The following is a 14,193-nucleotide window of genomic DNA, read 5'->3' as shown; positions in this document are numbered from 1 at the left end:
ACGGCTCCTTCAGGCGATACAGCGCAGCAGCAGCGCGGGATCGCGCGCAGGATCGATATGCAGGCGGATGCCTCCCCATTCGAGCGGATGGCGCTCGCCGGTGACAAGATCTTCCACGGCCGTGACGGGACGGCGCGCCTCGCCGCGGCCGACCGCAATGTCGCCGAGCGGAAGCCAGACGTCACGTGCCTCCGGCGACAATGCGATCGCGGCCGCGATCACGTTGCTCTGATCGACCGCCTCCTTGACGAAGCCGATCACGCCGCCGTCATCGGTATTGATAAAGCGCAGATTGGCGAATTGTTGCAGCGCTGAGTGACTGCGTCTGATCCGATTTAGCGCCGCGATGTAGGGCTTGATGTTCCCCGCCTGGTCCCAGTCCCGCACCCTGATCGCGTATTCCTCGGAGTTGAGGTATTCCTCGCGGCCCGGGATCGGCGTGTGCTCCAGCAGCTCGAAGCCGCTGTAGATGCCATAGTTGCCAGACAGCGTCGCGGCCAGCGCGAGACGCGACTTGAACATCCAGGATTCGCCGCTCTGCAGGTGGAAGGGCAGGATATCCGGCGTGTTGACGAAGAAATTCGGCCGAAAGAAGTCACGCTCGGGATAACCGGTCAATTCGCCGAGATATTGCTCGAGCTCGCGGCGCTGCGTGCGCCAGGTGAAATAGCTGTAGGACTGGGTGAAGCCGAGCTTGGCCAGGCCCTTCATCAGCTTCGGCCGCACGAAGGCTTCCGCCAGGAACAGCACTTCGGGATCGTGCTGCTGCACCTCGCGGATCAGCCATTCCCAAAACGGCAGCGGCTTGGTGTGGGGATTGTCGACCCGGAAGATTTTGACGCCCTGCTCGACCCAGAACAAAACGACGTCGCGCAGCGCGTGCAACAATGCGCCGGCGTCCTCGCATCCGAAATCGGGGTTGACGACGTCATCCCAGCGCTGCGGCGGGTGCTCGGCGGTGCGCATCGATCCGTCCGGGCGGCGCTTGAACCATTGCGGATGCTGCGTCAGCCAGGGGTGATCGGGCGAGCACTGCACCGCGAAGTCGAGCGCGACTTCCAGGCCATGGGTCCGGCACGCCGCCACGAAGGCGCGAAAATCGGCGAGCGTGCCGAGCTCCGGGTGCACGGCGTCGTGGCCGCCCTCGGCCGCGCCGATCGCATAGGGGCTGCCAGGATCGCCGCCTTGCGCGATCGCCGCATTGTTGCGGCGCTTGCGGTGCTGCCGCCCGATCGGATGGATCGGCGCGAGCAGCACGACGTCAAAGCCCATCGCCGCGATATCGGGCAGCCGCGCGATGCAATCGCCGAAGGTGCCATGCGCGCTCGGCACCTTGCCCTGGCTGCGGGGAAACATCTGGTACCAGGCGCCGGCGCGCGCCCGCGGCCGGTCGGCGATCAGCGGGAACAGCTGCGAACGCGTGAGGTCGGGGCGAAACTGGCTGCCGGCCATCGCGTCCTGCAATTCCGGCGCGAGCAGCGCGCCGGCCTCGCCGGTCTGCAGATAGATCTCGCACTGCCTGATGATCACGGCGGCCGCTCCCGGGCCACCGGCCTGCGCCTGGGTCAGCATGCCTGCGCCTTCGAGCGCGTCCAGCGTGTGGTCGCTGCCGTCGCGCTGCTTCTGCGCGAAGCGATGCCGCCAGCTGGCGAACTGGTCGGTCCAGGCCTCGATCGCGTAGGTGTAGCGGCCCGGCCGGTCGGGCACGAAGGCGCCGCCCCAGCGGTCGTCGCTGTGCAAGGTCATCGGCGCGTGCTGCCATTCGCCGTCGCCCTCGTGCCGCCACACCAGCGCGGCCGCGATCACGTCATGTCCGTCACGGTAGATATCGGCCCAGACCTCGACCGGCTCGCCCACGATGCGCTTGACCGGGAAGCGACCGCCATCGACCGATGGATAAACATCGGTGATATGAAAAGTGCCGTGCGCACTCTCGACAGGCCGGGCAGTTTTGTTCACGGTGATGCCGCCGCCATTAGAAATGCAAATGACGTCCCGGCGCTGCAAAGGAGGCACGCCAGACCCATATAGTAAGCCGCTCGCCGGGTAATGGTTCCCGGCGGAACGCCGGACAGGGTAGAGCGTTAATCATCATCTATCCCTTTCCCTTATCTGTACAATTTAGCAACGGTCCGGATCCCGTTGCGAGCCAGCAGCGTGCCCAATGGACCTTTACTCCAAAGCCAAGACCCTGGGTATCCAGACCGAGTATATCGACGGCAGCGGTCACCTGCGTGTGACAACCCCCGAGGCGCTCGCGGCGATCCTCGCGGCGCTGCCGCCGGAGACGCCGCGGCGGATCGTCGCCGAGCCCGTGGTGATCAGAACGGGCCGCGCCGCGCACACCGAGCTGTCGGAGGCCGCGCAGCTTCCGGTGCAGTGGAAGGTTACGCACGGCTCCAGCCTGCTTGCGCAGGGTGAGGCGCGCGAGCGGACCGTGGCATGGCCATCCGGTCTGCCTGAAGGCGTGCATCGGCTGCAGCTATCGGACGCATCGGGCGCGCGCGAGGAAATGCCGCTGCTGGTTGGGCCGCAGGCCGCGTTCGGCGGCGAGTTCGATCGCTGCTGGGTGATCGCGGTGCAGCTCTACGGCGTGCGCTCGGCGCGCAATTGGGGCATCGGCGACTTCACGGACCTGCAAAACCTGCTCGAATTCGCGCACTCGGTCGGCGCCGACGGGATCGGGCTCAATCCGCTGCACGCGCTATTCGACGATCGGCCGGGCGACTGCAGCCCGTACTCGCCGAACAGCCGGCTGTTCCTCAACGCGCTCTATATCGACGTCGAGAAGATTCCCGAATTCCGCATCGATGCCGAGACGCGGGCCGCGCTGGCGCAGCTCCGCACCCGCGACATGGTCGATTACGTCGCCGTCGGCCCGCTGAAATGGCGCGCGCTGCGTGCGGCGTTTACGGCTTTCAAGGCCAATCCGGGGCTCGGCCGCTGGCAGGACTTTGAGAATTATCGCGCCGAGCAGGGCGCGCTGCTGTCGCGCTTTGCCTGCTTCGAGGTGATGCGGCACAGCTTCAACACGCCGTGGTGGGAATGGCCGGACGAATGGCGGCAGCCCAACGATGCAGCTTGCGCCAAGTTGCGCCGGGCGCGCGACACCGCCGGCGAGGTCGAGTTCGTCGAATTCGTGCAATGGACCGCCGACCGCCAGCTCGCCGCCTGCCAGGCGCTGGCGCACAAGCTCGGCATGCGCGTCGGCCTCTATCTCGACGTCGCGGTCGGCGTGCAGTCGGATGGTTTCGACGCCTGGAATGAGCAGACCGCGATCTCGCGCCAGCTCGGCGTCGGCGCGCCGCCCGATCCGCTCAACACCGCTGGCCAGGATTGGGGGCTCGCCGGCTTCAATGCCGCGGGCCTCGAGCTGCGCTCCTTTGCGCCGTTCAAGCAGATGCTGCGCGCCTCGATGCGCCATGCCGGCGCGATCCGGCTCGACCACGCCTTCGGGCTGAAGCGGCTCTATCTGGTGCCGCGCGGTTTTGGTCCCGCCAACGGCGCCTATGTGCTGATGCCGTTCGAGGCGCTGCTGGCGGCGACGGCGCAGGAGAGCGTCGCAAGCCGCTGCGTCGTGATCGGCGAGGATCTCGGCACCGTGCCCGAGGGTTTTCGCGAGCAGATGAACGGCTGGGGCATCTGGTCCTATCTGGTGATGATGTTCGAGCGTGACGGAGGGGGCGTGTTCTGCAACGCCGACCATTACCTCACCGATGCGCTCGTCACCTTCAACACCCACGACCTCTCGACCTATGCCGGCTGGCGCTCGTTCAGCGATCTCAAGACCAAGCGCACGCTCGGCATCGATCCCGGCGAGACCGACCAGATGCGCTGGGATGCGCTCGGCCAACTCGACGCCGTGCTGCGCCGGCACGACATCCACCATCACGATCTCTATTCGGTGGTGAGTTTTCTGGCGCGGACCCGGTCGCGGATCATGGTGGTCTCGATGGAGGACCTGCTGGGCCTGGTCGATCAGCCGAACATTCCCGGCACAGTCTATGAGCACCCGAACTGGAAGCGGCGGCTTCCAGTCTCGATCGCGCAGCTGGCCTCGGCGATCGACGTCGATGCGCTGAAGCACGCGACCCGCGAGCGCTCGCGCAACGGATCATGATGCGGAGCGCTGCATTTGGCCTCGCGTATCGAAGACTATGGACTGATCGGCGATTGCGAGACCGCGGCGCTGGTCGGCCGTGACGGCTCGATCGACTGGCTGTGCTGGCCGGCCTTCGATTCCGACGCCTGCTTCGCGGCGCTGCTCGGTACGTCCAGGCATGGCCGCTGGCTGATCGCGCCCGCCGAGGAGGTCACCGCAACGTCGCGCCGCTACTGGGACTATACGCTGATCCTGGAGACGCGGTTCGAGACCCAAGGCGGCGTGGTGGCGCTGATCGATTTCATGCCGCCGCGCGGCAACGCCTCCGACGTGGTGCGTCTGGTCCGCGGCATCCGCGGCCGCGTGAAAATGCACATGGAGCTGGTGCTGCGCTTCGGCTTCGGCGTCGACGTGCCCTGGGTCAGGAAAAATCCTGATGGCGACGGGCTGCTCGCGATCGCCGGGCAGGACATGACCGTGCTGCGCACGCCGGTCCAGACCCACGGCAAGGATCTGACCACGATCGCCGATTTCGAGGTCGGCGAGGGCGACACCGTGCCGTTCGTGCTGACCTACGGCGCGTCCTATTCCCCGGTGCCGGACCCGATCGATCCCGAGGCCGCGCTGAAGGACACCGAGGAGTACTGGCGGGAATGGTGCAGCCGCTCGACCTATGACGGCGGCTATGCGCGCAACCTCGTGATGCGCTCGCTGATCACGCTGAAGGCGCTGACCTTCAGGCCGACCGGTGGCATCGTCGCCGCGCCCACCACCTCGTTGCCGGAAAAGCTCGGCGGCGCGCGCAACTGGGACTACCGGTTCTGCTGGCTCCGCGACGCCACCTTCACGCTATTGGCGCTGATGAACTCCGGCTACACCGAAGAGGCAGCGGCCTGGCACAACTGGCTGCTGCGCGCGGCGGCGGGCGCGCCGGCCAACATGCAGATCATGTACGGCATCGTGGGCCAGCGCCGCCTGTTGGAGTGGGAGGCCGGATGGCTGCCCGGCTATGAAGGCGCGCAGCCGGTGCGGGTCGGCAACGCTGCGCATGCGCAGCTGCAGCTCGACGTCTATGGCGAGCTGATCGACGCCTTCCACCAGTCCCGGATGGCGGAGCTGAAGCTCGACGAGGAGAACTGGGCGCTGGAGTGTACCGTGGTCAATCACCTTGCCGAGGTCTGGGACAAGCCCGATCACGGCATCTGGGAGCGCCGCGGCGTGCCGAGGCACTACGTGTTCTCCAAGGTGATGTGCTGGGTCGCGTTCGACCGCGCCATCAAGAGCGCGGAGCGGTTCGGCTTCAAGGCGCCGCTGGTCAAATGGCGGGTGATGCGCGAGGCGATTCATCGCGACGTCTGCCACCGCGGATTTGACCGCGAGCTGAACAGTTTTGTCGAGAGCTACGGCTCGAAGCTGCTCGATGCCAGCCTGCTGCTGCTGCCGGCGGTCGGCTTCCTGCGGCCGACCGATCCGCAGATCCGCGGCACCATCGCGGCGATCGAGCAGCATATGATGCGCGACGGCTTCGTGCTGCGCCACGACCCGCGCGAAGTCTCCGACGAGACCCAGCCGATCGAGGGCGCGTTCCTGGCCTGCAGCCTGTGGCTCGCCGATGCCTATGTGCTGGCGGGTGAGATCGGCAAGGCGCAGACCATGTTCGACCACGTCGTGGCGGTCGCCAACGACCTCGGCCTGCTGGCCGAGGAGTTCGATCCCGGCGCCGGCCGGCAGACCGGCAATTTTCCGCAGGCGCTGACCCATATCGCGCTGATCAACACCTCGCACAATCTCAGCGCGGCGCAGGCCGAGGCCAAGAAGCCGGCGGTGCAGCGCTCGACCTGACGCGAATCCGTCGCGCTCCCCGGTCAGTGCAGGTCGACCGGCGGGAACGGCGTTCCCGAAGGTGCGCCGAGATAGAGGTATTCAAGGCCAAATTGGCCGGCAAATGCGGCGGCCGTCGCGTCGAGCAGGATGTGGCCTGTCGAATCCAGGTGCAGCTCCGGCCGCGTGAAGCCGTTGATCGTGAACGCCGGAAGGACATTGGAATTGCCCCCCGGAGGATTGCCGGGCGGTGGATTGTCGGGTGGAGGATTGCCTGCCGGGGGCGCGTTCTCGTTCACCGACAGACCGCTGAACAGCTCCGAGACGTGACCGAGGTCGGCGAGGTTGCCGGCGAGATCGGTCACGACAGCGCCATGCGTATCGAGGCCGGTGATCGCAAGCGATGCCGTCGGTGCATCGCCGGCCGACACCAGATAGTCGAACACCAGCTTGCTCGCATCACCGAGCAGGGCCGAAGCCACGGCGTCGAAACTGGCCGTGCCGCCGTCGTTGAGCGAAAGCGTCGGCGTTCCGCCAGCCACCTGCACCGCTTCGTCGAAGTCGAGGGTGAACTGGATCAGCGCCCCGGCCGCCTGATTGCCGCTCGCAGGCGACGCGGTGATGTCGCCGAGCTGCGGCGCTGTCGTATCGACGTGCAGCGTGCCCGTCGGGTTGCCCACTGCACCCGCCAGATCGGCGTCGTTGCCGGCCTGATCCCTGATCGTCGCGCCATTGAGGCTGGAGCCGGTGACGGCAAGGTCGGCGGTGTTTTCACCGGTGGCTACCGTGTACTGATAGGTCAGCGTAGCGGTCCCGCTGCCGCCGGCGAGATGCGCTACTCCGCCGTCGTTCAACGTCAAGGTCGGATTGCCGCCGGCAACATTGACGATCTCGTCGAAGGCGACCGCGAAGGTGATAACCGAACCCGCGGCTTCGTGGCCGTCAGAAGGCGTGGCCGCGACGCCGGTCACATGCGCCGCCGTCGTATCGATCTGCAAGGTGCCGGCCGGATTGACCGCGGCGCCTGCGAGATCGGCGTCATTGCCGGCCTGGTCCCTGATCGTCCCGCCATTGAGGTTCGAACCGGTCACGGCGAGATCGGCGGTGTTTTCGCCGGCTGCGACGATGTACTGATAGGTCAGCGACCCGGTGCCGCTGCCGCTCACATAATGCGCGAGGCCGCCATCGTTGAGCGTCAGCAGCGGAGTGCCGGTGACGGTGACCGCCTCGTCGAAGGCGACAGCGAGCGTGATCACCGATCCGACGCCCTCGTGACCATCCGCCGGTATGGCGGTCACGGCGGTGGCCTGCGGCGCAACCGCGTCGATCTGCAGAATGCCTGCAGGATTGACGATGAGGCCGGACACCTCGGCGTCCTTGCCGAGACCGTCCGTCATGGTGGCGGTGTCGAGATCGATGCCGGCAATGGCGAGGTCGGATGTGCTTTGATCTGCCGCGACCTGGTAGATGAATGTCAGCGTGGCGGTGCCGCTGCCGGTGGAGAAGGTCGCAATCCCGCCATCGTTGAGAAGCAGGGCCGGCTGACCGGTCACGATCACAGGCTCGTCGAACGTCACCGTGAAGGTGACTTCGTCATTGACCGTCAGCAGACCGTTGCCGGCGGTAATGCCCGTCCCCGACGTGGTCACCGAGGTGACGCCGGGGCCGCCAAAGACGAAATCGTCCTCGCTCAGATCGGTCTTGAGGACGTTCAGCAGCGTCAGCGTGTTGCCGCCGCCAAAATTGATGACCGTATCCGCGCCGACCTGGGCTGCGAGCGGCAGCACGGTTGCGAGCTCGTGAAAGCCGAGGCTGGCAAATGGTCTGAGATCGATCCTGTCGTCCGTGCCTGCGCCGGCGACGAAGTCAGTGACGGTGTCGGGCCCTCCGGTCGGCTTGTAGACATAGGAGTCGTTGCCGGCGCCGAGCGTGACGCGGTCGCCGCCCGCGCTGCCCGTGACGATGTCGTCGCCGATGCCGGCGTCGACGACGACCTTGATCTGCCCGGCGCCGAGCCCGGATGCATCGATGATGTCGTCGCCGTCACCGGCGTTGATGGTGAGCGTGTCGTTGGCGGCTTCCTGGCCGGATACCGACACCTCGGCCGCCAGGCCGTCCACCAGGATCTTGCTGCCGCTCTGGGTTACGTTGATCTGGTCGGCGACGGCCGTGCCCTCGACTGTCACCGTGTCGGCCGCGCCGTCACCGGTGCTGCCACCGGGCGTGGACGCGAGATCGATCAGAACCTGATTGGTGTCGGTGCCGGCGAGATCGTGAACGGTGACGTGGTCCGCGCCGCCAAGGGCCTGGAAGGCGATCTTCTCGACGCCGTTGAGGTCCATCACGATGCTGGCGACGTCGCGGGTGAAGCGCACGCGCGAGCCGTTGGCCGAGATATCGATGTTCTCGGCGATATTGGCGCCGTTGAACTGCAGCGTGTCGTTGCCGCCCTGGCCCTCGACAGTGTCGCTGCCGTCGCCGGGATTCCAGGTGAAGGTGTCGTCGCCGCCGCCAAGCAGGGCGGTGTCGTTGCCTTGTCCGCCGATCACGGTGTCGCCACCGGCGCTGCCGACGATCAAATCATTGCCGGCCCCGGCATTGATGGTGAGCGCGATCAGTCCGGCGGCAAGGCCGGAGGCGTTGATCTGGTCGTCGCCGCCCAATCCGTTGACCTGCAGGACGTCGCTCGCATCCTGGCCGTGCACCACGACCTGGGCGGCGAGGCCGTTCACCAGCACGTCGTTGCCGCTGTTGGTGACGGTGGTGGTGTCGGCGCCGGCCGTGGCGTTGGCGACCACCGTGTCGAGCGCGCCATCGGCGCTGCCGCCCGAAGCGGAGAGGTCGATTGCGATCTGCTGTGCGTTGGTGCCGGAGAGATCGTTGACCGTGACCGTATCGGCGCCGCCCAGCGCATCGATATTGATCTTCTCGACACCGTTGAGATCCATCACGATGTTGGCGACGTCGCGGGTGAAGCGAACGCGGCCGCCGTTGGCGGAGATATCGAATTTCTCGGCGATGTTGGCGCCGTTGAACTGCAGCGTGTCGGTGCCGGCCTGACCTTCGACAACGTCGCTGCCGTCACCGGGATTCCAGATCAAGGTGTCGTCGCCGTCGCCGAGCAGCGCGGTGTCGTCGCCGCGACCGCCGGTGACCGTGTCATTGCCGATGCCGCCGATGATCGTGTCGGCGCCGGCGCTGCCGATCACGGTGTCGTCGCCGTCGCCGGCGTCGATGGTGAGGTGAAGCTGGCCGGCGGGCAATGCGGACGCATTGATGGTGTCGTTGCCGCCGAACGCATTGATCTTCAGCGCGTCGTTGGCGCCTTCCTGGCCGGATATCGATACCTCGGCGGCCAGGCCGTTCACCAGGATGTTGCTGCCGCTCTGGGATATGTTGATCTGATCGGCGGCGGCTGTGCCCTCGACAGTCACCGTGTCGGCCGCGCCATCACCGGTGCTGCCGCCGGGCGTGGCCGCGAGATCGACCAGAACCTGATTGGTGTCGGTGCCGGTGAGATCGTGAACCGTGACGTGATCCGCGCCGCCACGGGCCAGGAAGGCAACCTTCTCGACGCCGTTGAGGTCCATCACGATGCCGGCGACGTCGCGGGTGAAGCGCACGCGCGAGCCGTTGGCGGAGATGTCGATTTGCTCCGCGATATTGGCGCCGTTGAACTGCAGCGTGTCGTTGCCGTCCTGGCCCTCGACACTGTCGCTGCCGTCACCGGGATTCCAGATGAAGGTGTCGTCGCCGTCGCCGAGCAGCGCGGTGTCGTTGCCGCGGCCACCGGCGACGGTGTCGTTGCCGGTCCCGCCGATCAGGAGGTCGGCGCCGTCGCCGCCGGTGATGGTGTCGTTGCCGGCGCCGCCATCCAGCGTGAGCGAGATCAGGGCTGCGAGCCCGTTCGAGGCCGTGATGGTGTCGTCGCCGCCATTGGCATGCAGCACCAGATTCTCGGTGGTGCCGATGTCCACGGAAAACGGATCCGGGCTGACCCGATCGAATCTGACACGCGAGCCGTTCGGGACGATGGTGAAGACTTCGCCTGCGTCTTCGCTCTCGATGTCCGCGGTGTCGGTGTTGTTGCCGCCCTCGAGCACGATATTGGGCAGCGCGCCATTGCTTGCGTCGAGCGTGAGGGTATCGCTGCCGTCCTGGCCCAGGACCTGAACCGCCGTCGTATTGGCGGTGGTGGAGGGCCCTCCCGCGATCGGTACCGCGCCGCCATTGATCTCAAGAGTGCCTGCAAGGTCGCGGCTGGTGGTGATGGAATTGTCAGCGGCATCGCCGGTGACGGTGAGGGTTCCAGCGGCGAGATTGGCGATGACGGCCATGGCATGACTCCAAAAAGCGCTGACGTGTCCGTGTCCGCAAACGTGCGGGGGCCGATCCGCGAGGGTCGACAAGGTGGGATCGGACGACGTCAAAAAAATTCCGGAACGCAAACGGCTGAGAGGGGATCTGACGCGAATGTGCTTGGGCGACTCCTTTGGGTGGCGACGGGCGGCATGCCGCCTTTGATGGGGCGCTGGGAACCGCGAACCCGGTCGATGTGACACCGTGGTGCGACAAACGGTCGCATGATCAGTGTGACGTGATCACACAACCAGTATGGCGCGATCCGGCGTCTGGAAATGTGCTGTAGATCACGGTGAAGCTGCGCTCAGTCTGGGCGCAGATCGGATTCGCGGGCTCAGCGGAGCTGCAGCACGCGGTCCATCGCGCGCGCGAAGCCGTCGTGCTCGTTGCTCTCGGTCACATGCGTTGCGCGCGCCTTGACGTCGTCGCTGGCGTTGCCCATCGCGAAGGAGGTGCCACTTCGCGCGAACATCGGCAGATCGTTCTGCATGTCGCCGATCGTTGCCACGTTCTCCAGCGGCACGCCGAGGCGCTTTGCGATCGCCTCGACGAAGGTGCCCTTGTCGTGGCCGGGCGGGGTGACGTCGAGATAATAGGTCTGCGAGCGGACTGCGGTCGCCTCATTGCCGACCAGCTGCTGCATCTCCTTTTCGCAGCGCTGCAGCAGCGCGGCATCCGGGCTCGCGCCGACGATCTTGCAGGCCCGATCGAGATAGGGCGTGAAATCGCTGATGATGGTCGGATCATGCTTGATGGTGTGCTGCTCGTGGGCGGTGTACTCGCCTTCGGGATTGCGCGTCAGCCAGCGGTCGTTGGTGAACAGCCAGATGTCGACGCCATGATCGCGCAGCATATCGACGCTGCGCTTGGCCACGGCGGGCGGGATCACGTGCTGCTCCAGAGGCCGCAACTCCGGATCGACGATCGAACTGCCGTTGAAGACACCGATCGGCTGCGTGATCGCGAGCGGCGTGACCAAAAATCCCATTCCGATCGTCGGCCGGCTGGAGACGATGGTGAAGCCGATGCCGGCCTCGTGCAGCTTGCGGACCGCCGCCCGTGCGCCGTCGGTCAGGATCTTGTCCTTGGTCAGGAGCGTGCCGTCGACGTCTGATACGACAAGGGCGATGCGGGTCATGGGCGGTCCAGCTTCAGTTGGTTGACGATGTCTTCGACGATCAGGTCGACGGTGCGGTCGATCGCGACGGTGATCGGGTGTTCATCCGGCGTCGGCGGCTCCAGCGTCTTGAACTGGCTCGCCAAGAGGCCCGGCGGCATGAAATGGCCCTTGCGCACGATCAGCCGTGAGGCGATCAGCTCCTGCGTGCCATCGAGGAAGACGATGCGGACATCCCGGCGGCCATGCACCAGGATGTCGCGATAGCTGCGCTTCAGGGCCGAGCAGGCGATCACCGCGCGCTCGTTCGCCTTGCAGGTGCGGTCGATCTCTGCGGCGATGGCTCTTAGCCATGGCCAGCGGTCCTCGTCGGTCAGCGGCTGCCCGGAATGCATCTTCGAGACGTTGCTCGGCGGGTGAAACGTGTCGCCGTCCTCGTAGCGCCAACCGATCCTGACCGCGAGGTGATCGGCGATGGTGCTCTTGCCGGAGCCCGATACGCCCATCACCACCAGCGCGCAGGGGTTTTCCCCGTCAGCCACGAAAATCCTCCGGCAGCGCGGCCTGATCGACCAGCCAGGCGGTTTCGTGCTGCGACCGCGCGCGGTTCGCCGGCAGGTCCTCACCGGCGAGCAGCCGCGCCAGGATCGCGCGCTTGCTCTCGCCTGCGATCTCGAACAGCATCTCGCGGCAGGAGGCGAGCGTCGGCAGGGTCAGCGTGACGCGCGGCACGAACGGCTCGACATTGGCCTTGGGCACGCCGACCACCCAGCGTGCGCTTTCCGCGACCGCGGGGTAGCCGGGAAACAGCGAGGCGGTGTGGCCGTCGGGGCCGACGCCCATCAAGACGAGATCGAACAGCGGCCGCGCCGGGTCGAGCTGCTCGGCGCCGTAGAAGGCCATCAACTCGTTCTCGTAGAGCGCGGCGCTGACGTCGGGGTCGTTGAGATCGGCGGTATCGGTCGCGATCGGATGGACGTTGGCGGCCGGCGCGCAACGGTCGAGGAAGGCCTGGCGCGCCATGCACATGTTGTGCAGCGGATCCTTCCTCGGCACCAGGCGCTCGTCACCGATGAACCAGTCGACGCGGTCCCACGGGATCGCGTCGCGATACTCCCGCGTCGCCAGCAGCTGATAGAGCGCCTTCGGGCTCGAGCCGCCGGTGAGGCAGACCGCCACCCGGCCGGGGTTTTGCTCGATCCTAGCGATCACCCGCTCGGCCGCAGCCTTCGCCAGTGCCGCCGGGTCGGCGACCGGGATGATCTTGCGCTGGTGGCTGGTGGCCATGGTCAGCCCAGCTTCCGCCAGCTGCGGCCGTCGCGGGTCAGCAGCGCGTTGGCGGCTTCCGGGCCTTCGCTGCCGGCCTTGTAGGGCTGCAGGCCGCGGCCGCCGGCGCTCTTCCAGGCGTCGAGGAAAGGCTGCACGGCCTGCCAGCCGGCCTCGACGCTGTCGGCGCGCTGGAACAGGATGTTGTCGCCGATCATGCAGTCATAGATCAGCGTCTCGTAGCCGGTCGACGGCTCGGCCTTGAAGTAGTCCTTGTAGCGGAACTTCATCTCGACGCCGTCGATGTTGATGACGGGGCCCGGCACCTTGGTGTTGAACTGCAGCTCGATGCCTTCAGTGGGCTCGGTGGAGATGACCAGGTAGTTCTGCGACAGCCGGTCGACCGCCGTATCGCGGAACATCGCGAACGGCGCCTGCTTGAACTTGATCGCGATTTCGGTGCGCTTGCTGGTCAGGGCCTTGCCGGTGCGCAGGTAGAAGGGGACGCCGGCCCAGCGCCAATTGTCGATGGTCAGCTTCAGCGCGGCATAGGTCTCGGTCGAGCTGTCGGGTTTGACGTCCGGGGTCTTCAGATAATCGCCGATCTCGGTATCGCCGATCTTTCCCGCGCGATACTGGCCGCGCACCGAATTCGACAGCGCCTCATGCTCGGTCTGGGTCTGGATCGCGCTCAGCACCTCGGCCTTCTCCGAGCGCACTGCATGGGCATCGAAGCGCGCCGGCGGCTCCATCGTCACCAGCGACAGCAGCTGGAACAGATGGTTCGGCACCATGTCGCGCAGCGCGCCGGTGGCGTCGTAGAAGCTGCCGCGGTGGCCGACGCCGAGCTTCTCGTCGACGGTGATCTGGACGTGGTCGATGTGATTGCGATTCCAGATCGGCTCGAACATGCCGTTGGCGAAGCGCAGCACCAAAATGTTCTGGACGGTTTCCTTGCCGAGATAGTGATCGATCCGGTAGATCTGATGCTCATCGACCAGCTTCAGCAGCGCGGCGTTCAGCGCCTTGGCCGATGCGAGGTCGGTGCCGAACGGTTTTTCCACCACCAGCCGCCGCCAGGCGCCGTTCTCTTCCAGCATGCCCGTGCGGCCGAGCTGCTCGCTGATCGGCAGGAAGGCGCTCGGCGGGGTCGCGAGATAAAACAGCCGGTTGCCGCCGGTCTCGCGCGCCTTCTCCAGTCTGTCGAGCCGCTCGCTCATGGCATCGAACGATGCGGGGTCGCGCGGATCGGCCTCGATCGCGGTCACGCATTCGAACAGCCGCTTGGCGATCGCCTCGTCGACGGGGCGGGTGGCGAACTTGCGCAAGCCCTGCATCAGGCTGTCCGTCAACTGCTCGCTCGACATGCCCTTGCGGACGATGCCGACCACGCAGAATTTGTCGGGCAGCAGATTGCCGGCGGCGAGATTGTAGAGCGCCGGGATCACCAGGCGGTGCGTCAGATCACCGGTGGCGCCGAAGATGACGAAGGAGCAGGGATCGGGTTTCTTCTGCACGTGACCTT

8 protein-coding genes are annotated in these 14,193 nt (G+C 66.3%); 2 read left to right on the top strand and 6 right to left on the bottom strand.

The window, feature by feature from the left end:
* Nucleotides 1-9: 9 nt before the first annotated feature.
* The gene (locus XH93_RS31830) at nucleotides 10-1,959 is read right to left on the bottom strand and encodes an alpha-1,4-glucan--maltose-1-phosphate maltosyltransferase (protein WP_194470487.1); all 1,950 of its coding nucleotides are present in this window, start codon (nucleotides 1,957-1,959) and stop codon (nucleotides 10-12) included.
* 205 nt (nucleotides 1,960-2,164) lie between these two features.
* Here XH93_RS31830 and malQ point away from each other — a divergent pair, with 205 nt between their 5' ends.
* The gene (gene malQ, locus XH93_RS31825; RefSeq protein WP_194470486.1) at nucleotides 2,165-4,120 is read left to right on the top strand and encodes a 4-alpha-glucanotransferase; all 1,956 of its coding nucleotides are present in this window, start codon (nucleotides 2,165-2,167) and stop codon (nucleotides 4,118-4,120) included.
* 15 nt (nucleotides 4,121-4,135) lie between these two features.
* Nucleotides 4,136-5,944 (top strand): glycoside hydrolase family 15 protein, encoded by a 1,809-nt coding sequence (locus XH93_RS31820; protein ID WP_194470485.1) that lies wholly within the window; start codon nucleotides 4,136-4,138, stop codon nucleotides 5,942-5,944.
* A 23-nt stretch (nucleotides 5,945-5,967) separates the two neighbouring features.
* Here XH93_RS31820 and XH93_RS31815 read toward each other — a convergent pair whose 3' ends face one another.
* The 5 genes from XH93_RS31815 to zwf all read right to left on the bottom strand — a co-directional run bounded on the left by XH93_RS31815 (nucleotide 5,968) and on the right by zwf (nucleotide 14,185).
* A complete protein-coding gene (locus tag XH93_RS31815) occupies nucleotides 5,968-10,260 on the bottom strand; it encodes a calcium-binding protein (protein ID WP_194470484.1) in 4,293 nt (1,430 codons plus the stop codon).
* 359 nt (nucleotides 10,261-10,619) lie between these two features.
* Nucleotides 10,620-11,423: a Cof-type HAD-IIB family hydrolase gene (locus tag XH93_RS31810; RefSeq protein ID WP_194470483.1), complete on the bottom strand. Its 804-nt coding sequence runs from the start codon at nucleotides 11,421-11,423 to the stop codon at nucleotides 10,620-10,622.
* A complete protein-coding gene (locus XH93_RS31805; RefSeq protein WP_194475401.1) occupies nucleotides 11,420-11,908 on the bottom strand; it encodes a gluconokinase in 489 nt (162 codons plus the stop codon). The genes XH93_RS31810 and XH93_RS31805 overlap by 4 nt, the downstream gene beginning before the upstream one ends.
* 28 nt (nucleotides 11,909-11,936) lie before the next feature.
* Nucleotides 11,937-12,689 carry a 6-phosphogluconolactonase gene (gene pgl / locus XH93_RS31800; RefSeq protein WP_194470482.1) on the bottom strand — a complete coding sequence of 251 codons (753 nt, stop codon included), beginning with the start codon at nucleotides 12,687-12,689 and terminating at the stop codon, nucleotides 11,937-11,939.
* A gap of 2 nt (nucleotides 12,690-12,691) precedes the next feature.
* Nucleotides 12,692-14,185 (bottom strand): glucose-6-phosphate dehydrogenase, encoded by a 1,494-nt coding sequence (gene zwf / locus XH93_RS31795; RefSeq protein ID WP_194470481.1) that lies wholly within the window; start codon nucleotides 14,183-14,185, stop codon nucleotides 12,692-12,694.
* Between the last annotated feature and the right edge of the window lie 8 nt (nucleotides 14,186-14,193).

Source organism: Bradyrhizobium sp. CCBAU 51753, from assembly GCF_015291565.1.
In the GTDB taxonomy this organism is placed as follows: domain Bacteria; phylum Pseudomonadota; class Alphaproteobacteria; order Rhizobiales; family Xanthobacteraceae; genus Bradyrhizobium; species Bradyrhizobium ivorense.
Note: the sequence above shows the minus strand (reverse complement) of the source record. Positions and strands in the feature narration are given on the sequence as shown.

Coding starts and splice junctions, on each gene's coding strand:
- XH93_RS31810 (WP_194470483.1), bottom strand. CDS start 11,423: ATGACCCGCATCGCCCTTGTCGTATCAGACGTCGACGGCACGCTCCTG.
- XH93_RS31815 (WP_194470484.1), bottom strand. CDS start 10,260: ATGGCCGTCATCGCCAATCTCGCCGCTGGAACCCTCACCGTCACCGGC.
- pgl (WP_194470482.1), bottom strand. CDS start 12,689: ATGGCCACCAGCCACCAGCGCAAGATCATCCCGGTCGCCGACCCGGCG.
- malQ (WP_194470486.1), top strand. CDS start 2,165: ATGGACCTTTACTCCAAAGCCAAGACCCTGGGTATCCAGACCGAGTAT.
- XH93_RS31805 (WP_194475401.1), bottom strand. CDS start 11,908: ATGGGCGTATCGGGCTCCGGCAAGAGCACCATCGCCGATCACCTCGCG.